Source organism: Pseudoalteromonas sp. NCIMB 1079 (assembly GCF_040567695.1).
GTDB lineage: Bacteria > Pseudomonadota > Gammaproteobacteria > Enterobacterales > Alteromonadaceae > Pseudoalteromonas > Pseudoalteromonas distincta.
This window is the reverse complement of record NZ_JBEWZA010000001.1, coordinates 2,646,677-2,669,764: the sequence shown is the minus strand read 5'-3', so window position 1 is coordinate 2,669,764 and position 23,088 is coordinate 2,646,677. Positions and strand designations below refer to the sequence as shown.

Sequence of the window (23,088 nt, the reverse complement as noted above, 5' to 3'; positions counted from 1 at the left end):
TTTATTCCTTGTTAATTTGTTCGCCAATTGCAATTTTGGCTATGTCTATTTCGTCACTGCTTGCACGGCTGTCTTTTTCGCACAATTGGTATAGTTCTTTTATTGTGACTCCATCAAGCTTTACAACGTTCAATTCTCGCTGCAAAAAAGTAATAATTTTATGTACTACCTTGTGAGCATGTAAAATAATGGCTTTATCTGCTTTGTCGCCTCGTTCGAAATAAAAGCCAATAAACTTATGTAACTGACTTATTCTGATCAAGTTTTTCATTGAATGTGGGTCCCACACTCTAAATTCCATAAAGCGATTGTTTTTTATGTATTGATCAACAATAACATCTTTAGCATAAGGCTGTGCCCATAACTCAAAGCCTCTGTCTGTAAATACTTGGTGCAGCGCAATACGTGGCTTATGTTTGGTATGTATTTCACCTAGGTTATCTTCATAGCCTTCTAGTAAATCTAAGTTCCAATTGCGTTTATCTAAAAGTTGTTTAACTGCATTGTCGAACCCATGATCTAAAATTCCTTCTGATTCGCTTATTGATGAGGCAACAAGGTGATAAAAAGGAGGTAGTTCGCCCCAATTAATCTGCTTTTTAAACCAATTAATCTCTTTGAGTGTTGGATTACTTGGTAGTTGCGCTTTATTATGCGTGCCAGGCATTAACTTATCCTTACTGCTAGTTATGTTATAAGGATAAACTATTGCAGGAATTGTTTTAACAAAAAGTTACAACGGTTTGAGTATATAAATACATAGACCGTAAATATGCGACTTATTATTCATTTACTATACGGATAAAGTAGTTATGGTAGAGCGCGATTTAAAAGAGTTTAAGTGTCCTCAGCAATTTGTGCAGTTTAAGCTTGCGCTTCGAAGTGCACAGTCATCAAAACAACGCATCACTTTTAGTCTTAATAGAGGTGAAAGTGCGAACGACATTGAACGTTTTTTGCAAAAAAATGCTTATAGTTACAATTTTGATAAACAACGTGGGTTGTTATTAGTGGAGCCATTACATGTTTGAATACGTAAAAACATGGTACGAAAGGAAGTTCTCGGATCCTCATTCGTCTACCTTATTATTTTTATTATTGGTATCAGTTGCCTTACTTTACTTTTTTGGCGCGTTAATTGTTCCTGTGCTTGTTGCACTGGTTATCGCTTATTTACTAGATTGGCCGGTTGTTCATTTAGAGCGTGTTGGCTTAAAACGTTTTACAGCAACAATTATTGTAATGTTGATATTTATTAGCATTATGCTCACCCTTATTTTAGTTATTGGCCCAGTGCTTTGGAAGCAAACCAGTAACTTAGTGCAAGAAACACCGCATATGCTAGAGCAGGGGAAGTCTTATTTAATGGCTTTACCTGAACAATACCCAAGTTTAATTAATATAGAACAAGTACAAGCAATTGTTGCAACCGTAGAAGCTAAAATTATTGAGTTTGGTCAAGCGGTATTATCGTTTTCACTTACGTCTTTAAAAGATGTTGTTGCTTGGCTTATATATTTGGTACTTGTGCCGTTACTGGTGTTTTTTATGCTTAAAGATAAGCTGGAGCTGACAGGCAGTATAGCTAAACTGATCCCGCAGCAACGACGCTTGATTTTACAAGTGTGGAACGAAATGAACCAACAAATTATGAATTACATTCGCGGTAAAGTATTCGAAATTTTAATTGTTGGTGGTGTGTCTTTCATCGCATTTACTGTTTTAGATTTGCGCTATGCAGCTTTACTTGGTGTGCTTGTTGGCTTTTCGGTATTAATTCCATTTATTGGCGCGGCACTCGTCACTATTCCGGTAGCGGCAGTTGCACTGTTTCAGTTTGGATTAGAAACGCAGTTTTGGACCATTTTAATTATTTATGGAATTATTCAGGCGCTTGATGGCAATGTACTTGTACCGCTGTTGTTTTCTGAGGCAGTTGATTTAAATCCGGTATTTATAATTGTCGCGGTATTATTTTTTGGTGGCTTATGGGGGTTTTGGGGCGTATTTTTTGCCATCCCGTTGGCCTCATTAGTAAAAGCGCTAATAACAGCTTGGTCGTCAACGCACGAAGAGATCAGCAAAGAGCTCAGTGAATAGTTAAGCAAACAGACTTTTAGTTTAAAAAAGCATAGTAAACGCACCTCTAGTGCTAATTGATTATTACTCATTACCTGTAAATTTATGTACTATTGGTAATAAGATATATTTTTTAGTAATAAGGTGCGTTTTTTAATGTCTGAGTTTTTATTGCACGATGAGCCAGTAAAACAAGTTTACCTTGATGCAAATGCAACGACCCCTGTGTTGCCTTGTATTGCTGATGTTGTTTCTCATACCATGCAAATATGTTTTGGTAATCCTTCAAGCCCGCACATCACAGGTATTCAAGCCAAGCATTTATTAGAACAAACACGTCAAAAGGCACGCACGGTTATTGGCGCAACTAATGGCGATATCCTATTTACCTCTGGTGCAACGGAGGGTATTCAAACTGCGGTGGTTTCTACATTAATTAATGCTAAAAAGCAGTCTATTAAAAACCCTGTATTATTATATGGCGCTACTGAGCATAAAGCGGTGCCAAATACACTCAAGCACTGGAATAGCGTACTTGACGTTAATGCTGAGGTGCTTGCTATTCCGGTTGATAGCAACGGTATTTTAGATTTAGATTTTATCGCAGAGCACATTAATAACGCTTTGATGATTTGCACCATGGCCGTTAATAACGAAACCGGTATATATCAAGATTTACCCGCTATTGAGCAGGTAATTCGTAGCCGTAACAAAAATGTATCGTGGATGGTGGATTGCGTACAAGCACTCGGTAAACAAGCGCTCGCACTGAGTAATACAACTATTGATTACGCTCCTTTTTCGGGGCATAAGCTTTACGCACCTAAAGGTATTGGCTTTTTATATATTCGTAGTGGCAGTGCGTATACACCTTTTATAGCGGGTGGCGGTCAAGAAAGTGGAATGCGTTCAGGCACCGAAAATCTACCCGGTATTGCAGGGTTAAATAAACTATTTAGTATGTTGCTTGATAAATCAGACGATACATTTAAACCAATTAGCATACTTAACTCTTATCGAAGCCAGTTACAAAGCGCGATAAAAGACACCTTTGGTGATATTACATTCAATCATGATTTTGCTTATAGCGTGCCTACCACACTTAACTTTGCGGTAAACGACTTAACGAGCAAAGAAGTGATTGATTTATTTGATGCTGCGGGCATTCGCGTAAGTGGTGGCTCGGCTTGTAGTACGGGCGCATCAACAAGTTTTGTTTTAGATGCAATGGGTGCAAGTAAGTGGCAAAGCGAAAACGCGATTAGGCTATCATTTGGACCTGCGGCAACACAACACGATATTGATGATGCTTGTGTGCGTATTCGAGCTCTTAAAGCAATACTACAGGCTAACTGTTTAATTGTATCTGATAGCACCACACCACAACAAGAAGTGTGCGCACTTGGCCTTACTCAGTTTAGGCACCAAGGAGCATGTAGTTGGCTTTATGTAAGCGATGATAAATACGCAGTTATAATAGACCCGATTATTGAGCTTATTCCGCGCTTTGAAAAAATAGCTAATACACAAAACTTAACTATATCAGCGGTGCTTAATACACATCTGCATCAAGAGCGAGAGTCAGCGACTAATTTATTAACCAGTGTTCTTGCATCAAGAGTTGTAAAAGGTGAGGTTGATGCTTTAGGTTGGCCACTAAATGCAGAAAGTATTAGCTTAGCAAATGACGTACTTGAAAAAGTAGCGACACCTGGGCACAGCAAAGATAGCGTAAGTTATTTATTAAAAAATAGTAATGGCGAAACGCGTTATTGTTTTTGTGGTGATTTAATTTTGCCTGCAGGGCTTGGCAATACATCGCTTATAGGTGGGGATGCAAAAGCAATGGCACGCTCTATTTTAGCAATAAGCGAGCAACTTAATGGCACCAGCATTATTTGCTCAGGGCACGACTACCAACAATGTTTTGCCATGAACTGGGCTGTACAACAAAACCAAACGCCATTACTCAATGCGTTAGTAAGCGGCAGTATTTCAGTTGATGAATTTACTATACAAAAGCAGCAGCACGACGCTTCAAAGCAAGTAAATAACACGCAATTGTGTGGTTATGTAAATGCATTGCCTGAGATTGATACACAGCAATTAAATTTTGATGACGCTAAAGCAATGTTAAACACCAGCGATGTGTATTTAATAGATACTCGGGAGCCGTATGAACATGGAGCAAATAATGTTGCTCAGTTATTTAATACGCTAGATGAAAAAACATTAAATATACCGCTTAGCAGAATGGCAAATGCGGTATTTGAAGGGCAGTTAAGTAAAAATAACAAATATATTTTATTATGCCGCAGTGGTAACCGCTCAAAGATTGCTGCGAGCAATTTAATGCAGCTAGGATACAAAACGGTTTATAACCTAAGTGGTGGGCTAGCGCTTAGTAATTAAGCAAAGATTTTAATTTATACAAAATCGGCTTTAGAGCCGATTTTTTGTTTTTAAGGTTTAATTGTTTGCAAGGCAAACAATTACAGTAATTAGTGAATAACTATGAAAAGTAATTAGCAGCGCTTATAAAAATTCATTAATATTTCATTTTGATTGATTAAGCTATGCCGTTGCCTTTAAAATTACAGGTAAATTAATTTATAAAATTTTTATGATACCGGTGTCAAAAGCTAAAAATTGCGTTATCATCTGCACATAAAATTATAAAAACAGCACTTTTTTTGCATTTTTAGTTATACTATTTGCGCTTTAATTTAGTGTGAATAAGTAGTAATAAGAGTTTTTCTTTTATAAAAAATATTTTTAAATCAATTGATTGAAAAAAATAGAGGATATTTCCATGTCTAACCGAACGCAACTAGCAAGTTGGCAAGCACTAGAACAAAGTGCAGCTAAGATGAAACAAACACATCTAAAAACGTTATTTGCACAAGATGACACGCGCTTTTCTCAGTTTTCTACTCAAGTACCAGGCGTATTATTCGACTATTCTAAGCAACTTATTGATAATGATGTTTTTGCTAACTTAATGTCGCTTGCTAAAGAATGCGATATTGCATCGTGGCGCGATAAAATGTTTAGCGGTGAAAAAATAAATATCACTGAGGATCGCTCAGTTTTGCATACGGCACTTCGTAATCGTGCTCACACTCCATTAATTGTTGATGGCGAAAACGTGACACAAGCCGTAGACAACGAGTTAGCTAAAATTAAAGTGTTTGTAGAAAAAGTTCGTAGCGGTAAATGGTTAGGCTATACCGGCAAAGCGGTAAAAGATGTTGTAAGTATTGGTGTTGGTGGTTCTAACCTTGGTCCACAAATGGCAACTGAGGCATTAAAAGCACTTGCTGATGATACGTTAAATGTTCACTACGTATCTAATGCTGACGGTGTACAGATTTCGTCTATATTAAAAGCCATTGACCCTGAAACAACATTATTTGTTATTTCGTCAAAAACATTTACTACGTCAGAAACCATGACAAACGCAAAAACGGCGGTTGACTGGTTTTTACAAACAACAAAAGATGAAAGTACAATTGCAAAGCATTTTGTTGCAGTAAGTACAAATTTAGAAAAAACGGCAGCCTTTGGTATTAGCGACGAAAACGTATTCACTATGTGGGATTGGGTTGGCGGTCGCTTTTCACTTTGGAGTGCGATAGGCTTACCAATTGCTTTATATTTAGGCTACGACGCCTTTGAAGCAATTTTAGAAGGTGCGTTTGAAATAGACGAGCACTTTAAATCTGCGCCGTTTGAGCAAAATATACCATTAATTATGGCATTGCTTAGTGTATGGAACACGAGCTTTTTAGGTTATACAGCGCAAGCTATATTACCGTACGATCAAGCACTGCATATGTTGCCTGCGTATTTACAGCAAGGCGAAATGGAAAGTAACGGTAAACACGTTAACTTTGCAGGCGAAACGGTACCTTATACTACGGTTCCAATTATTTGGGGCATGACGGGTATTAATGGTCAGCATGCCTTTTATCAGTGTTTACACCAAGGTAATGTAATTGTACCTGCAGATTTTATTGCATCAGTTAAGCCACAAGTGAATGTTGATAAGCATCACGATATTTTATTATCGAACTTCTTTGCACAAACAGAAGCGATGATGAGTGGTGTAGATGCAGCGCAAGTTACAGCTGATTTAACCGCTAAGGGTAAATCGCAAGCAGAGATTGATGAGTTATTAAATCATAAAATTCATCAAGGCAATCGTCCTACAACGTCTATGCTATTAGATACAGTAGATGCTAAAACAGTGGGCCGTTTAATTGCACTGTATGAGCATAAGATATTTTGCCAAGGCATTATTTTAGAAATATGCTCGTTTGACCAATGGGGTGTAGAGCTGGGTAAAGGTTTAGCATCTAAAATTGAGAGTGAACTCACTGATGATAGCGTGAAACACGCTCATGATAGTTCTACAAACGGCTTAATGGCGTACTATAAACAAAACCGTACGCAGTAAAAAATTCGCTTACGCAAGTAAGTAAACCGAGTACCTTTGAACGGGTAGCGCTGGAGTGCTTAGGGTCTGTATTTTTGTGAGAGGAGATACAGGGCCCCTAAGGCTCATTTAATAAGCGCAATGATAAACAATAATAAATCATCGATACAGAACAATTCAGCAGGCTTTTATTTAAATACAGCTATAAAAGCCATCTAATCTAGCAATAAATAGGCATACCCGCGCATTTACAAAATGTACTGGGTATCACAACGTAGAGAGTAACTATGCTTAATCCTTTTGATATTATAATTTTTGGGGGCGGTGGTGATCTTGCGTTACGCAAATTGCTACCTGCAATGTACAGAGCATATCAAGAAGGTAATTTACCTGAAGGCTCACGTATCCTACCAACAGTGCGCGAAGAATCGAAACGTGCTGAATACATAGAAACAGCGCATAAAGCATTACAAGAATTTTTAAGCAAAGGTGAGTTTAACGCTAAAGATTGGAAAGCGTTTTCTACTTTTTTAGTGCCAGTGGTAAGTAATGTTACAGAAGCAGACGACAACTGGGATGTGCTAAAAGGCATTTTAGATGAGCACGAAAGCACTAAGTCTCGCGTGTTTTACTTATCACTTCCGCCTGCTGTTTACGGCACGTGTTGTGAAATATTATCGACTAAAGGTTTAATTACACCTACATCACGCGTTGTTGTTGAAAAGCCAATTGGTTATTGCGGTGATTCTGCTGAAGCAATTAATGGAAAAATTGCAGAGTTTTTTAATGAAGAACAAATTTTCCGTATTGACCATTACTTAGGTAAAGAAACAGTACAAAACTTAATGGCGCTGCGTTTTTCAAACTCATTGTTTGAAAATATGTGGGATGCTAAATCTATTGATAATATTCAAATTAGCTTATCAGAAACGGTTGGCCTTGAAAGCCGCGCTGGTTTTTATGATAAAGCCGGTGCACTTCGTGACATGGTTCAAAACCACTTATTACAACTACTTTGCTTAGTTGCAATGGAGTCGCCTAATAAGCTTAACGCTAACAGCATTCGTAACGAAAAACTAAAAGTATTAGAAGCACTTCGCCCGCTTGTAGATGGTGATGTTGATGAAAATATTGTTCGTGGTCAATACGTACCAGGTGACTTAAACGGTAAAATTGTACCGGGTTACTTAGAAGAGCTAAATGAAGGTTCTAGTAAAACAGAAACGTTTGTAGCTATTCGCGCGCATATCGATAACTGGCGCTGGGCAGGTGTTCCATTTTACCTTCGTACGGGTAAACGTATGGCTAAGCGCTGTGCAGAAATTGTGGTTGAATACAAAAAAGTATCTCACAATATCTACGAAGATAACGTGGGTAATATCGAGCCAAATCGTCTTGTTATTCGTTTGCAGCCAGAGGAAACAATTCAACTAACGCTTATGTCTAAGCGCCTTGATAATCTTCAAATGCAACTTGAGCCAGTAACAATGAATATTGAGCTTTCACAAGCTTACAGCAATGGTTTCCACTCAGATGCGTACAAACGTTTAATGCTTGATGCCGCTGCTGATAACCCGTCGTTATTTATTCACCGTGATGAAGTTCGTCAAGCGTGGAAGTGGATTGATCCAATCATCGACCGTTGGCAAGACAAAGGTAAGCCTGCGCTTTACCGTGCTGGTAGCTGGGGACCTGATGATGCTGATGAATTATTGGCAGAAAACAATCATGTATGGTTTAACACAGGCGATAAGGTATAAGCATGGCAACACTAGTTGAAAAGTTTTTTGATGATAAAGACGCGTTAACAGCTGAGCTTTCTGCAACGCTTGAGCAATCATTACGTGATGGCATTAAAAACGATGGCCGTGCTGTATTAATGGTGTCGGGCGGCTCGTCTCCTGCGCCCGCTTATAAGCATTTATCAACACTTGATTTAGATTGGCAACATGTTGATGTTGCTATGGTTGATGAGCGTTGGGTAGACCCAAGCCATGAAAAAAGTAATGAAGCATTTATTAAAAGTACTTTATTACAAAATCATGGTAGTGCTGCAAACTTTATTACTATGAAGAACGCTGCAGCAACGGCTCAACAGGGCGCACAAGAGTGTGAAGCGGCTTATAGCGAGTTAAAAAGCCCATATGATGTAACTATTTTAGGTATGGGCCCAGATGGCCATACAGCGTCGTTATTCCCAAATGCAGACGGTTTAGAGCATGGTTTAACAACTGAGCAAACAGTATGTGCAATTAATGCGATACAAAGTGATGTGACGGGTAGTATTACTGAGCGAATGACGCTTACGTTAAATGCCATTGCGCAATCTAAAGTGGTTAAGCTTTTAATTAGCGGTGAAGAAAAACTCGCTGTTTATAAGCAAGCAAAAGCGGGCGGCGATGTTAATGACATGCCACTTCGCGCTGTGCTTAATCACCCAAGTATAAATATTGAAGTATATTGGGCGCCTTAATTTAGATGCCAATTTAACTTTTAAAGGCCGCTTATATAAGCGGCCTTTTTTATTTGCTTAAATTTAAGCCCAAACACTGCAAAAAAATAGCTTTGAACTGTTAACCAATGTTAATGAATAGCTTTGATTTGTATTAAAATCAACCACGAAGTGTGTTGTTTTTGAACAAAATTTATGAGTTTGAGCTGTATGTTTTTTAGCAACGTTCAGATTTAGTTAAATTTTATTTTTTCATGGTTGTTGTCATAAAAGTTTCCCTTCCTTTTTTAGCTCAAAAGCATTAGCCTAAAGGCATTAACAATGAAACATATAAATTAAAATAAACGGAGCAGTAACATGGCGGAGCAACAAGTACAGCCTTTACACAACGAAAAACATGCCAACACTAAAATTCAAAACGGCATCAATGTAGAATTCATGAAAACTCAACACTTAGTGCCAGTAGTTGCACATGAATTTGCACGTGTAGCAAACGAGTTTCCAATGTCATTCGTTAAAAATAACGAAACCGGCACTTTTCAAGCAGTTGCTATGTTTGGCTTAGAGCCAGGCGAAAACCTTTTTGTAGAAGATGGTAAATGGACTGCAGCATTTGCACCTATGGCATCTACTCGTTACCCACTGGGTTTAGTTAAACACCCAGATCAAGATCAATACGGTATCGTAATTGACGAAGCAAGTGCGCTTGTTGGTGAAGACGAAGGTAATGCATTATTTGAAAACGGCGAAGAAACAGATTACCTAAAACGTCGTAAAGAAGCGCTAGTATCATTTATTGAGTTTTCTCAAGTAACTGAAGCGTTCACTAAATTCCTTGCTGATAAAGAGCTGCTAATTGCGCAAACGCTAACAGTAGACATTAAAGGCGAGAAAAAAGACATCAACGGTATTTACCTTATCGATGAGAAAAAACTAAACGAGTTAAGCGATGCTGATTTCTTAGAGCTTCGTAAACGTGGTTACTTAGCACCAATTTACTCGTTCTTAACGTCTACTCACCAAGTAGCACGTTTAGCGCGTTTAAAAGCTAAACAAGCTTAATTACAAACACGTAAAGTTTTAAAAAGCGCCTTAAGGCGCTTTTTTTATGCCATTAAACTCACTTTAGTTGAAATTAAGTCCGTAACCATTCACATTAGTTTATAACTTCCCCATAAAAGAACTCATTATGAAAACACCATTATTAGCGATTTTTGCGAGCAGCTTTGTTGCTTTAAGTAATAGCGCAGTAGCTGCAGAGACTCCTTTTGCCATTGCGATTCATGGTGGGGCAGGGACAATTGAAAAAGCACGATTTACACCCGCTCAAGAAAAAGAGTATCGTGCAAAATTAACGCAAGCAGTAGAGACAGGTTATAAAGTATTACACCAAGGCGGCGAAAGCTTAGATGCGGTAATTGCAGCAATTGCAGTATTAGAGCAATCCCCTTATTTTAATGCAGGGCGTGGAGCGGTATACACCTACGATGGCGAGCATGAGCTTGATGCATCCATAATGGATGGTCGAAACCGTGAAGCAGGCGCAGTTGCGGGTGTAAAGCATATTGAGAGCCCAATTAACTTAGCACGTTTGGTAATGGATAACTCTGTACATGTAATGCTTAGTGGGCAAGGCGCTGAAGAGTTTGCTAAAGAGCAAGGTGTTGAGCTTGTCGAAAATAACTTATTTGATACCGAGCCTCGTTACAAAGCGCTTTTAAAAGCAAAACAAAAATTAGATAAAGCCAAAGCAACCAGTAAAGAGTACCAAGCCGCGCACAAAGCATTACCTAACTCTTACAAAATGGGCACGGTTGGCGCAGTGGCGCTTGATAAAAATGGTAATTTAGCGGCAGGTACATCAACAGGTGGTATGACCGCAAAACGTTATGGTCGTGTGGGGGATGCACCGGTAATTGGGGCCGGAACATTTGCTGAAAATGAATCGTGCGCGGTATCGGCAACAGGGCATGGTGAATACTTTATTCGCTATAACGTAGCAAGCGATATATGTGCGCGAGTTAAGTACCAAGGTAAAACCATTGCTGAGGCAGGGGATGAAGTTATAAACGGTGTGCTTAAGCCTATTGGTGGCACAGGCGGCGTAATTATTATTGATACAAAAGGTAATATTAGCTTACCGTTTAATACCTCTGGCATGTATCGGGCAAGTAAATCGAATACTCAAGCGACCTACGTAGGCATTTTTAGTGACGAATAAGCCAACGTCATTTAATTTATTCAATGTAGTTAGCCCTGAAAATAATTGTTTAAAATAAATTTATTATTTACAGTTTAGTTCAATAGCAGCGTTTATATAACAAACAACCCCGCGTTATGCATTTTGTAGGATTAACCCCAGCCGTTTAATTTGATACAATTACGGCTCTTTAACTAATTTTATAAGGTATGCGGGTGGTAAACCTAGGTCAGTTGTTTGGCGAGCTAAAAACGTGCTTAAAAAAAGATCAATTCATTTTCAAGAAACGCTTACATGGCGTAAAAAAAATAACGGATGAAAACAAGCATGCCAACGCGCTTGAAAAAATAGCGGCTGATATAACCCGTAGCCAAGAATTACGCGATAAACGCTTAGCTGGCCTCCCTAAAGTGACTTACCCTGAGCAATTGCCGGTAAGTCAAAAAAAGGAATTAATTAAAGACGCCATTGCAAATAACCAAGTGGTTATTATTGCCGGTGAGACGGGCTCAGGTAAAACAACGCAAATACCTAAAATGTGTTTAGAGCTTGGTCGCGGTGTTGATGGTTTAATTGGTCATACGCAACCACGTCGATTAGCAGCGCGTACTGTGGCTAATCGTATTGCTGAAGAAATGAAGTGTGAACTTGGTCAGCAAGTTGGCTTTAAAATTCGTTTTAGCGATCAGGTATCTAATAATACGTATATTAAATTAATGACCGACGGTATTTTGCTGGCTGAAATTCAGCAAGACCGTTTTTTAAATCAATACGACACGATTATTATTGATGAAGCGCATGAGCGTAGTTTAAATATTGATTTTATTTTAGGTTACTTAAAAAACCTGCTTCCAAAACGCCCTGATTTAAAAATAATAATTACCTCAGCGACTATCGATCCTGAGCGTTTTTCAAAGCACTTTGATGATGCGCCCATTATAGAAGTATCGGGTCGTACTTTCCCTGTTGATGTGCGCTACAACCCTATTACTGATATTAATAAAGATGATATGGAAGCGGAGGGCGATCAGCTACAAGGTATTTTTGATGCCGTTGATGAGCTGTGCGCTGAAGGCCCTGGCGATATTCTCATATTTTTAAATGGTGAGCGTGAAATACGCGATACCGCAGATGCACTTAGCAAGCGTAATTTAAAACACACCGATGTATTGCCACTTTACTCGCGTTTATCTAACGCAGAGCAAAACCGTATATTTGCGCCGCATTCTCGTCGTCATATTATTTTATCGACTAACGTAGCCGAAACGTCACTCACCGTGCCGGGTATTCGTTATGTAATAGACCCAGGTACTGCGCGTATAAGTCGCTACAGCTATCGTACAAAAGTACAGCGCCTACCAATAGAGCCTATATCGCAAGCAAGCGCTAATCAGCGTATGGGTCGTTGTGGACGTGTTGAAGCGGGTATTTGTATTAGGTTGTACTCTGAGGATGATTTTTTATCGCGCCCAGAGTTTACCGACCCTGAAATACTGCGTACTAACCTTGCGTCTGTTATTTTACAAATGTTGGCGCTAGGGCTTGGTGATATGGCGCAATTTCCGTTTGTACAAGCACCAGATAGCCGCAATATTAATGATGGCCTAACATTGCTTGAAGAGCTACAAGCGGTCAAACCAGCTAAACGCGATAGTAAAACCAGCCTAACGCAATCGGGCAGAGAGCTTAGTCGATTACCCGTTGATCCACGTTTAGCAAAAATGGTGCTAACAGCCCATAAACTTGGCGCATTGCGTGAAGTGATTATTATTGTGGCGGCGTTGTCTATTCAAGACCCACGTGAACGCCCACAGGAAAAACGTGCTGCTGCCAATGAAAAACACGGTCGTTTTGATGATCCAGATTCTGATTTTATCGCTTTTTTAAACTTATGGAATTACCTAGAAGAGCAGCAAAGCGAGCTGACTAATAGCCAATTTAGAAAGTTGTGTCAAAAAGACTTCTTAGCCTATATGCGCCTGCGTGAATGGCAAGATATTGTTTATCAAATAAGTACTGTGTGTAACGAAATGGGCATGAAAGCAACCAGCCAAGCGGCTGATGGCGAACTTGTTCACAAAGCGTTGTTAAGCGGGATGCTAAGCCATATTGGCTTTAAAGATGAAAAACAAATATACAAAGGCGCACGTAATAGTCAGTTTCATATTTTTCCGGGTTCAGGTTTATTTAAAAAGAGCCCTAAATGGATCATGTCAGCGGAGTTGGTAGAGACCAGTAAGTTATATGCCCGCACAAATGCAAAAATAGACATTAACTGGGTAGAACCATTAGCACAGCACTTAGTTAAACGCAGTTACACAGAACCTCATTGGGAGAAAAAGCCTGGTGCGGTAATCGCGTTTGAACAGCAAACTTTATACGGCTTACTTGTTGTAAATAAACGCCGCTGTGTTTATAGCAACATAGACCCTAAAGTGAGTCGAGAGCTTTTTGTGCGCACTGCATTAGTTGAGCAAGAACTGGGCTTAAACGAGGGCTTTTTAGCGTTTAACCGTGAGCTAATAGAAGATATTCAAGTTCTGGAAAATAAGTCACGTCGTCGTGATATTTTAGTTAATGAGCAAACGTTATTTGAGTTTTACGATAAAAAAATACCCAAAGAAATTAACAACCGCGCTGCATTTTTAAAATGGTATAAAACACAAAAACAACAAAATAAGCATTACCTACACATGACTCGTGAAGAGCTAATGCAGCATGGTGCAAGTAATATCACTGAGTTTGACTACCCTGACACATGGCAGCAAGACAATATTATATTGCCGCTTGCTTATCATTTCGACCCAGGCCAAGCAGTTGATGGCGTTGCGGTACAAATACCAGTAGCGCTTTTAAATCAAGTACAAGAAAGTGGTTTTGACTGGCACATACCTGCATTTAGGCATGAGCTAATAAGTGGGCTTATAAAGTCATTGCCTAAATCGCTTCGTCGTAATTTTGTGCCAGCACCAAATTATGCTGATGCAGTGCTGGCAGCTATTGAGCCAATGCAAGGTAGCTTAATAGATGCTTTAGCCACGCGTTTATTAAGAATGACAGGTGTGAGAGTTGATCCTGAGGCGTGGGATTTAACCGCGCTTGCACCGCATTTACGATTACAGTTTGAAGTACGTGATGAGAGCGATAAGTTACTTGCACGAGGACTTGATTTAGCCAAGCTCAAAGCAGAGCTGCAAGGTGAAGTAACCGAAACACTGTCTAAAGTAGCCGATAAAGGCATTGAAAAATCAGACCTAACACAATGGGATTTTGGTGAGTTACCCGCTTCATACGTTAAAAAGCAAGGTCAATATGAGATAAAAGCATACCCTGCGCTGGTGGATAAAAAATCAGCCGCTGCAGTGGAGCTTTTTGATAGCGAAGCAAAAGCGCAGCAAGCACATCAACAAGGTTTGCGCCGTTTAGTACTATTAAATGTGCCATCGCCAATTAAGTACTTACAACAAAACTTACCGAATAAGGCAAAGCTAGGTTTGTACTTTAACCCATTTGGTAAAATAGCTGATTTAATTGATGACTGTATTGCCGCAGGTGTTGATAGCTTATTAGTAAAACACGGTGATATACGCGACGAAAAAGCATTTGAAACAGTAAAAGAGCAAATACGTGGTGAGCTGGGCGATGCCGTTGTATTGATTGCAACGCAAGTTGAGCAAGTATTAAGTATTGCTCATGCGCTGCATAAAAAAATGAAAGGGCGCGTTGATTTAACCATGATAACCGCGCACGGCGATATTAAGTCACAGCTTGAGTCACTTATATTTAAAGGTTTTGTGAGCGCGCATGGCGCAGATAAAATAGCGGATTTAATTCGTTATTTAAAAGCGATTCAAAAACGTTTAGAAAAGCTGCCTGTGGATCCAAATCGTGATAGGTTATGCGTACTAGAGCTAGATAAAGTTGCGCAAGAGTATAAAAAAGTAGTTAATAAAACGCCTAAAGGGTTGCCTATACCACAAGAGGTAACCGCTATTTTTTGGATGCAACAGGAGCTTAGAGTGTCGTTATTTGCTCAAACACTAGGAACGCCTTACCCAATTTCAGCCAAGCGGGTACTTAATGCGATAAAAGAGATAGAATAAAACTTGCATTTTCTATTAAGCTTAGTACCTTAATAGAAGGATTTATTTTTGTTTTGAAAAGGAAGCGACATAGTTATGTCCTCATCGATTGAACATAAAACAAAGCGACTTTTAGTGGTAGATGACGAGTATTTTAATTTTGAAATGCTCAAAGCCGCACTAGCGTCGAAATTTGATGTTAGTTACGCAGATTCAGGGCAAAGCTGCCTTGCGTCAGCAATTGCGAGTCCGCCAGATATAATTTTGCTTGATGTTTGTATGCCTGGTCTTGATGGTTATGATACATGCCGAATGCTAAAGCACACACCTGAAACAAAAAATATTCCTGTTGTTATGGTATCGGGCCTAGAGTCCCCATCTGAAAAACAAGCAGGGTTTGATGCTGGTTGTAACGCGTATGTTGTAAAGCCATTTTCAGTGGGTGCTTTGTTGGAAGAAATTAACACGGTTGTTTAGAGGTAACATATGTTTACTGATGATAAGCGAAATTTTAGACGCATGCAGATTAACACTCCTGCAAATTTAACAACGATAGAACCAATAGCGGGTTTAAGTTTTGCCGCAGAGTGCGTGGATTTAAGTGCAACAGGTTTATCAATTCATTTAGATGAATTGCTTGAACCTAATACCTTACTGACGGTGAACATTGATTCGACTCATCCAAGTATTGCGCCTTTAAATGCAACAGCAAAAGTAATACGTGCCAGCAAAGAAGATGATGGCACGGTAACAGCAGGTCTTGAAATCATTCAGTTTAACTAAATCGAATTCAGTTAAACTAAATCGAATTCAGTTAAACTCAATAGTAGATATTAAAAAACCTTACAGATTAAGCCTTTTAAGTAAAAGCCTTCAGGGTAGCTGCCAGCAATTGGGTGATCGGCTGCCTGGTTTAATCGCTCCATTATCAGTAGGTCTTTACCTGCATCAAGTGCTGCATCGGCTACTACTTTTTGAAACAGGTTTTGTTCCATTAAACCAGAGCATGAGAATGTTAATAGTGTTCCGCCTGGTTTTAGTATTTGCATGGCAATCATGTTGATATCTTTATAGCCACGACACGCGCCCGTTAGCTGCGCTTTATTATCAGCAAATTTTGGTGGGTCCATTACGATGGTATCAAACTGTCTACCTTCGTCGCGGTATTGGCGTAATAATTTAAATACATCCTGCTTAACAAAGCTCACTTTGTTTAAATCTAAGTTATTATGCTCAACATTACGTTTTGCTGTATCTAAAGCGGGTTGCGATACATCTACGTTAGTTACATGCTCACATCCACCACGCAGGGCATACAACGAGAATGTACCTGTGTAACTAAAGCAGTTAAGGACCGTTTTACCTTTTGAGAAGCGCTCAAGTGCAGCACGGCTGTCACGCTGATCTAAGTAAAATCCTGTTTTGTGACCTTCAATTATATCAACTTCGATTTTTAAGCCGTTTTCTTCAATAAGCACAGGCTCTTTTGGTTCATTCCCCCAAAGTGCGCCTTTAATTGGTTCTAAGCCTTCTTTAGTACGTACATCTACGTCAGAACGCTCATATATGCTAGAGCCGGGGAAAATAGACATCAATGCGCCTACAATCTCGCCTTTATGGCGCTCGGCACCGGCGCTTAATAGCTGGCACACTAATACGTTGTCAAATTTATCTATTGTAACGCCTGGTAAGTAATCAGACTCAGCAGCACATAAGCGGAACCCCGTTAATCCGCCTTCTTCAATAACTTGACTACGGGCTTCTAATGAGCGACGTAAACGGCGTTCAAAAAAGTGTTGATCGATGACTTCTTTTTCGTCAAAGCTCCAAACACGTGCACGAATTTGTGAGTGAGGGCTATATGCAGCAGTTGCTAAAAACTTACCTTCGCTGTCGTGAATCGTTACTGTGTCGCCTAATCCAGGTTTACCTTTAATTTTTTTGATGGCTTTTGAAAATAACCAAGGGTGTTTTCTTTTTAATGATTTATCGCGACCAGCTTGTAGGTAAACGGCAGATGACATAAGGCTTCTCAGTAGTAATAAATAAGCGCTGTATTTTAGTCAAGCAAGGAGCAACATACAATGAATGTTTTGCAAGGGGGGCATAAAGCACGGTAAAGTACGGATAATTCATTGATTAATTAGCTTTTTGGAACCTAACTTTGCCTGACGTCGCTTTAAGCCCTGATTTAGAAATACTTAACTCACAATGTAGAGGGTTTATCGCCTCTTTAGTGCATGCCGATGTTGCTCATGACATTACTCATATAGAGCGAGTGGTGCGCGTTGCAATACAGTTATGTAATGCGGAGCAGGCAAACATGTCAGTAGTATTACCTGCAGCGTGGATGCACGACTGTGTGGCGGTGGCTAAAAACCACCCTGATCGTACAAAAGCCTCTACTATGGCAGCTGATAAGGCATTGGAATTTTTAAAATCGATTAATTATGACGAGTCACTTTTTGATGAGATTCATCATGCAATTGCAGCACATAGCTTCAGCGCAAATATAAAAATTAAAACAGTTGAAGCGCAAATAGTACAAGATGCCGACAGAATGGATGCATTGGGCGCTATTGGCGTTAGCCGGTGCATGAAGGTTGGTGGCTCAATTTCTCGGTTATTATATAACCCAAATGACCCTTTTTGTGTTGAACGCGTGGCTGATGATAAAACATACACGCTTGATCACTTTTTCATAAAGTTATTACATGTTGCCGATAGTATGAATACCCCATCAGCTAAAGCAGAGGCGAATAGACGAACAAGGTATATGCATGAGTTTTTAGAGCAATTAAAGTCAGAAATTGGTGAGTAACGTGAATAATACAAGCATACCGAAATTATCAGGCATTGATCATTGCCATTTAAATGTTGATAACTTATTGAGTGCCGTTAATTGGTATGAACAGGTTTTAGGTTTTAGCGTAGTGCCAGAGCTTACCTTTTGGAATGAGCATGGGCTAGGCCCTTTAACGCTTGAAGATGCTTGTTCAACCACTCGTTTAGCATTGTTTGAAGGAGAGGGGCGCAGTAAAGGGATTGCATTTTTGGCCTCAGGGGATCAATTTATTCAATGGCGTATTCATCTTGAGAGTTTAAATATAAAAGTAGTTTTAGCAGATCATGGTGTAACGTTTTCTATGTACTTTAAAGACGAAAGTGGCAATAGCCATGAAATTACGTCACATGACTATCGTTATATAAAATCTTGTTACCCAAATGTTGAGCTTGGCTCTCACAGTGCTAAAAAGAATTAGCTTTCTTGATTTGCATTTTTTATAGCAATAATATCGTATAAGTTTTTTACTAATAGCTCGATTAGAGCGGGATCGAAATGAGTTCCTGCTTGCTCTTGCATATGCAAAACTGTTTTCTCTACGCTCCAAGCCTCTTTGTAAGGGCGTTTTGAGGTAAGTGCATCAAATACGTCAGCTATAGCAACAATTCTACCTTCAACTGATATTTCCTCGCCTTTGATCCCGTTAGGATAGCCTGAGCCATCCCATTTTTCGTGGTGTTCAATTGCAAGTGTATGTGCAAGTTGTAGTAAAGGAGATGATGAGTTTGCTAAAATTTGCGCGCCAATGGTGGCGTGTTCTTTCATATGATCAAACTCTTCAGAGGTTAACTTTCCAGGTTTGAGTAGGATAGCGTCAGGAATACCTATTTTTCCTACATCGTGCATTGGGGCGGCTTGACGTAGAAGTTCTGCACGTTGTTCATCCATACCTAGCGCTAACGCTAATACTTTACTGTATTGGCTCATGCGCACTATGTGTTCACCCGTGTCGGTGTCTTTATATTCCGCTGCACGGCCTAGACGTTCTACTAAATCTACATGAGCTTGCTTTAATTGCTCTGCTTGTACTAGCGACAAGTGAGTATTAACCCTTGCTCTTACAATGGCAGGGCTTATTGGTTTAGTAATATAATCTACTGCGCCTAACTCAAAACCTTTGTATTCATCGCTTTCATCGCTAAGCGTAGTTACAAAAATAATTGGGATGTGTGATGTTTTAGGATTTCTCTTAACTATTTGGCACACTTCAAAGCCATTCATATCTGGCATCATTATGTCGAGCAAAATTAGCTTTGGTAGTTCTTTTTCAAGTAGTGCTAGTGCGGCATCACCCGATTTAGCAAACGACATACGATATTGATTACCTAACACTTCGCGCATTACTTTTAGATTTGCAGGCTCATCGTCAACAATTAATACCCGTGGCCTATCTGTCGTAAAATCCATTAATTAATACTCATCGTTTGTTAGTTTTTCAAGTAAGGTTTCAAGTATTACGTGTGCTTTATCAAAATCAAATTCATCAAAGGCTTCGGCTATATCATCAACTTCATTTTGAAAGGTAGAAGGTGCGCCGCGTTGCAACTTTGCGAGTAGTTCATCATTTAATTCTGCGTTTTGCGCATCTTGATGAAGTGTTTCACACAATTGCTTAATCTCATCTATTGATAGAGTGTCTGAGCTATTATCTTCAGGCTTGCTATTTGGCTCATCGCAAGTATTTGATGACAGCAGTTGCGTTATAATAAGTAGTTCGCTTTTGATATCGTCTAAAAGACTAATAACTTTAGCATCACTTTGCTTGTGCTCTAAATCGGTTAATAACTTCATTAACGTTGTTAGCCCTAAGTTACCAGCAACACCTTTGAGTGTGTGAATGAGGCTATCGACATCTTTTATGTTTGATAATTTATCATTAAATAATCTCTCAAACCGCTTATCACTAACAAACTTAGTAATCTCTGTAAGTTGCTTACACTTAGAACCCCAAAGTGCTAATCCTTTTTCAAAATCTATATGCTGCGCTTTAGGATCGCTTTGCGATATAACCATTTCTTTGGCAATACCAAGCCCCAGCACTTGCGCTATTTCTTGGTTAAGCTGATTTATATCGACGGGTTTGTTTGCAAAGCCATTCATGCCTGCTTTTTTAGCCGTAAGCTTATCTTGCTGTAATACGCTTGCTGTGAGCGCGATAATTGGCGTGTACTTAAGCTGCCTTTGGTTTTCTATTGCTCTTATTTTTTGTGCTGCTTGTATGCCATCACACAAGGGCATATGTATATCCATTAATATGACATCAAAGTCTTGCTCTTCAAATACTTTAATCGCTTCAAGTCCGTTTGACGCTTTGGTAACTGAATGCTGATCGCGTGACAGAAGCAAAGACAGTAGTTCTGTATTTTGCTCTATATCATCAACTACTAGCACTCTAAGTGCAGGCAGTTGGGTGTGTAGACCATCAAAATAATCTATTTTAGATTCGTCACCTAAAGTAAGCGGCAATGAAAAGTAAAAACAGGTGCCTTTACCTAGCTCACTTACTAAGTTTATTGTTCCGCCCATAAGCTCTACAAGTTGTTTACTTATGGTTGTACCAAGGCCTGTACCACCAAAGCGGCGAGTAGTAGTGCCATCGGCTTGTTCAAAAGGTTGAAATACAGCTTGAATACGATCTTTTGCAATACCAATTCCGGTATCTTGCACTTCAAAAAACAGATGCTGATTTTGTGTCATGCCAACGGTGACCGTAACAGAGCCTTCTTCGGTGAACTTAATCGCGTTACCAATTAGATTAGTGAGTACTTGTCTGAGTCGATCTGGGTCGCCGTAGTACGTAGAACTTACTGATTCTTTAATATGGAGTTTAAGTTCTAAATCTTTCTTTTTAGCCTCTAACCAAAAAGTAGAAATAATACTGTCTATCACTGGTTTTAAGCTAAAGTGGACTGGCTCAATGGTGAGTTTACCGCGTTCTAGTTTTGCAGAGTCAAGAATTTCATTTAACAATCTTAGCAATGAACGCGCTGCATTATTTACGGTAACCAAGTGCTTTTGTTGTTCTTGATCAAGTGGGGTATCCATTAATAGATCGCTAAAACCTATTATAGAATTCATTGGGGTGCGTATTTCATGGCTCATATTAGCCATAAAAGATTGCTTTGCATGAGCAGCTTCTTCAGCTTTAAATTTAGCTTGCTCTAGTTTTTCTTCATATTCTTTGCGTTCAGTAATATCGACTAAAACACCATCAATCCACTTTGGGTTGCCTTGAGCATCAAAGTTGATACTCCCTTTATCTAACAACCACAAAATTTTACCATTTCTATGTCTAATTCGGTATTCAATAGAATATTGAGATTTTGCATCAACAGCTTTAGTGACTTCATCAACTATTTGTTTTTGTTCTGATTTCAAGACCAAGTCATTAAACTCGATACAATGCTCTGTAAACTCATTTGGGTTATACCCTGTAAGCTCAATTATATTTGGACTAATAAATAACATAGTCCAGTTGTCATCAAACTTGCATCTAAACGCTACTCCGGGCATGTTATCGATAAGAGAGCGGTATTTTTGTTCTTTCTCTTCTAAACTTTGCTGCAAAGCGCGTTGTTCGGTCAAGTCGGTGATAAAGCCAACATATAAAGGGTTATGGCCCGGCTGATTTACTTCGCCTATACCTAAGCGAATAGGAAAAACATGTCCGTTCATGTGTTTTGCATATACATCACGGTTTATGCCTATTATTTTACCTAGATCAACATTGTGAGCATTTAAGAGGTATTCGTCGTGGTGCTTGGCAATGTTATCGTCCATTAGCATTTTTACGTTTTTGCCTTGAACTTGGTTTTCTTGCCAGCCAAAAATTTTACTTGCGGCTTCATTAAAACTTAAAATAATACCAGTATGGTCAATGGTAACAATGCCATCTATAGCGGTGCCTAAAATAGCATTTAGACGGGATTCTTTTGCCGACTTATCCTCAAGTAGCATGCGATAGCGAACCATACCATTTATTACACCAACCACACTTGTAATCGCGATAGTTGCTGTGGCGACTGCAATGGCGATAAAAGTTAGTCCTGCGGTTGCGTTAGCATCATCATAGATTAGTGGCGATGTAGCTACAAAACGTGTAGCGGCCATACCCATATAGTGCATACCAGCAACAGCACACCCTAAAATAACAGCGCTAATTGAGTTATTTTGAAGAGGTGATAAAGAGGGTAAAAAACGCTCAAGATTAAAGCGACTGTAAAGGGCTATAAAGGACAGGGCTACAGCAACAATGATTGATAACGCAAATATCAATGGATCATATCTAAGTAAAGGAGCAAGATCCATTGCAGCCATGCCGCTATAATGCATAGTGCCAATGCCGGCTCCTAGTAACACGGAGCAAATCGACAATACTTTTAGATTCCCTTTACTATTTACTAGCATTGATACAGCGTACTGACATGCTATAAATGCTGGTATAAAAGAAAGGAGAGTGATTGTTGGATCATAATCAATATTAGTACACAGTGAAAAGGCAAGCATACCAATAAAGTGCATACTCCAAATACCAGCCGAAAAAACAGTAGCAGCGGTCACATTTGCTAAACGTTGGTAGCTAGGAAATTGAGTTTCTTTTGCGAGATCTATAAGTCGAATGGTGAAAAAGGCTGCAAAAATAGCAATTAGCAATGACATTGTAACTAATAGAGGATCGAAAACGCCATTAATGATTAAGCTAGGATCTTGGTCTGTGATAAAAAAAGCTGATAACATAACGGCTCAAAATATAATCTTTATTTATCAAGTTTAATCTAATTAATTAATAAATAAACCGTTAATTCAATGAAGTGAATAAAGTAACGAATTTATTACTTTTCGTTTTCTTTTATTTATCAGGGATTAGTTTTTTAGTTGGTGTTTTTTATTCTAATGTATTGCCTTTAACGGGGCTAAGTTAGATTTATATGATCATATTTAAGTTTCTATCGAGCAACATTAAGAAAGCTAATGAATTGGCTTAACTAAGCG

General features: G+C 39.1%; 17 protein-coding genes. 13 read left to right on the top strand and 4 right to left on the bottom strand.

The window, feature by feature from the left end:
* Nucleotide 1 precedes the first annotated feature (1 nt).
* Nucleotides 2-667: a hypothetical protein gene (locus tag ABX891_RS12315; RefSeq protein ID WP_024597628.1), complete on the bottom strand. Its 666-nt coding sequence runs from the start codon at nt 665-667 to the stop codon at nt 2-4.
* 145 nt (nt 668-812) lie between these two features.
* Between ABX891_RS12315 and ABX891_RS12310 the strand changes: the two genes are divergently transcribed.
* From ABX891_RS12310 to ABX891_RS12260, 11 genes are all read left to right on the top strand, one after another.
* Nucleotides 813-1,031, top strand: coding sequence for a hypothetical protein (locus tag ABX891_RS12310; RefSeq protein ID WP_149602402.1), 219 nt, complete (start codon nt 813-815; stop codon nt 1,029-1,031).
* Nucleotides 1,024-2,100 (top strand): AI-2E family transporter, encoded by a 1,077-nt coding sequence (locus ABX891_RS12305; RefSeq protein ID WP_024606584.1) that lies wholly within the window; start codon nt 1,024-1,026, stop codon nt 2,098-2,100. Before ABX891_RS12310 ends, ABX891_RS12305 begins: the two co-directional genes overlap by 8 nt.
* A gap of 135 nt (nt 2,101-2,235) precedes the next feature.
* Nucleotides 2,236-4,491, top strand: a complete 2,256-nt coding sequence (locus ABX891_RS12300) for an aminotransferase class V-fold PLP-dependent enzyme (protein ID WP_354629629.1) — start codon at nt 2,236-2,238, stop codon at nt 4,489-4,491.
* 400 nt (nt 4,492-4,891) lie between these two features.
* A complete protein-coding gene (gene pgi, locus ABX891_RS12295) occupies nt 4,892-6,538 on the top strand; it encodes a glucose-6-phosphate isomerase (protein WP_039487336.1) in 1,647 nt (548 codons plus the stop codon).
* Nucleotides 6,539-6,804: 266 nt separating this feature from the next.
* Entirely contained in the window at nt 6,805-8,277 is a 1,473-nt protein-coding gene (gene zwf / locus ABX891_RS12290) for a glucose-6-phosphate dehydrogenase (protein WP_024597624.1), read from the top strand.
* 2 nt (nt 8,278-8,279) lie between these two features.
* On the top strand, nt 8,280-8,990 hold the full coding sequence (gene pgl / locus ABX891_RS12285; RefSeq protein ID WP_024606581.1) for a 6-phosphogluconolactonase: 711 nt from the start codon (nt 8,280-8,282) through the stop codon (nt 8,988-8,990).
* Between the two features lie 336 nt (nt 8,991-9,326).
* Nucleotides 9,327-10,031 carry a SapC family protein gene (locus ABX891_RS12280; RefSeq protein ID WP_024597622.1) on the top strand — a complete coding sequence of 235 codons (705 nt, stop codon included), beginning with the start codon at nt 9,327-9,329 and terminating at the stop codon, nt 10,029-10,031.
* 127 nt (nt 10,032-10,158) lie between these two features.
* Nucleotides 10,159-11,190: an isoaspartyl peptidase/L-asparaginase family protein gene (locus ABX891_RS12275; RefSeq protein WP_354629628.1), complete on the top strand. Its 1,032-nt coding sequence runs from the start codon at nt 10,159-10,161 to the stop codon at nt 11,188-11,190.
* Between the two features lie 194 nt (nt 11,191-11,384).
* On the top strand, nt 11,385-15,272 hold the full coding sequence (hrpA, locus tag ABX891_RS12270) for an ATP-dependent RNA helicase HrpA (protein WP_354629627.1): 3,888 nt from the start codon (nt 11,385-11,387) through the stop codon (nt 15,270-15,272).
* A gap of 75 nt (nt 15,273-15,347) precedes the next feature.
* Nucleotides 15,348-15,728, top strand: a complete 381-nt coding sequence (locus tag ABX891_RS12265; protein WP_024597850.1) for a response regulator — start codon at nt 15,348-15,350, stop codon at nt 15,726-15,728.
* 9 nt (nt 15,729-15,737) lie between these two features.
* The gene (locus ABX891_RS12260) at nt 15,738-16,034 is read left to right on the top strand and encodes a PilZ domain-containing protein (protein ID WP_007581065.1); all 297 of its coding nucleotides are present in this window, start codon (nt 15,738-15,740) and stop codon (nt 16,032-16,034) included.
* Nucleotides 16,035-16,084: 50 nt separating this feature from the next.
* Here ABX891_RS12260 and ABX891_RS12255 read toward each other — a convergent pair whose 3' ends face one another.
* Nucleotides 16,085-17,275: a class I SAM-dependent methyltransferase gene (locus ABX891_RS12255; RefSeq protein WP_002961441.1), complete on the bottom strand. Its 1,191-nt coding sequence runs from the start codon at nt 17,273-17,275 to the stop codon at nt 16,085-16,087.
* A gap of 140 nt (nt 17,276-17,415) precedes the next feature.
* On the opposite strand from ABX891_RS12255, the gene ABX891_RS12250 reads away from it, so the two are divergent.
* The gene (locus tag ABX891_RS12250; RefSeq protein WP_354629626.1) at nt 17,416-18,072 is read left to right on the top strand and encodes an HD domain-containing protein; all 657 of its coding nucleotides are present in this window, start codon (nt 17,416-17,418) and stop codon (nt 18,070-18,072) included.
* Nucleotide 18,073: 1 nt separating this feature from the next.
* Nucleotides 18,074-18,514 carry a VOC family protein gene (locus tag ABX891_RS12245; RefSeq protein WP_354629625.1) on the top strand — a complete coding sequence of 147 codons (441 nt, stop codon included), beginning with the start codon at nt 18,074-18,076 and terminating at the stop codon, nt 18,512-18,514.
* Here the strand turns inward: ABX891_RS12245 and ABX891_RS12240 are convergent.
* Nucleotides 18,511-19,503 (bottom strand): response regulator, encoded by a 993-nt coding sequence (locus tag ABX891_RS12240; protein ID WP_354629624.1) that lies wholly within the window; start codon nt 19,501-19,503, stop codon nt 18,511-18,513. The genes ABX891_RS12245 and ABX891_RS12240 overlap by 4 nt on opposite strands.
* Nucleotides 19,504-19,506: 3 nt before the next feature.
* Nucleotides 19,507-22,833, bottom strand: coding sequence for an MHYT domain-containing protein (locus tag ABX891_RS12235; protein WP_354629623.1), 3,327 nt, complete (start codon nt 22,831-22,833; stop codon nt 19,507-19,509).
* Between the last annotated feature and the right edge of the window lie 255 nt (nt 22,834-23,088).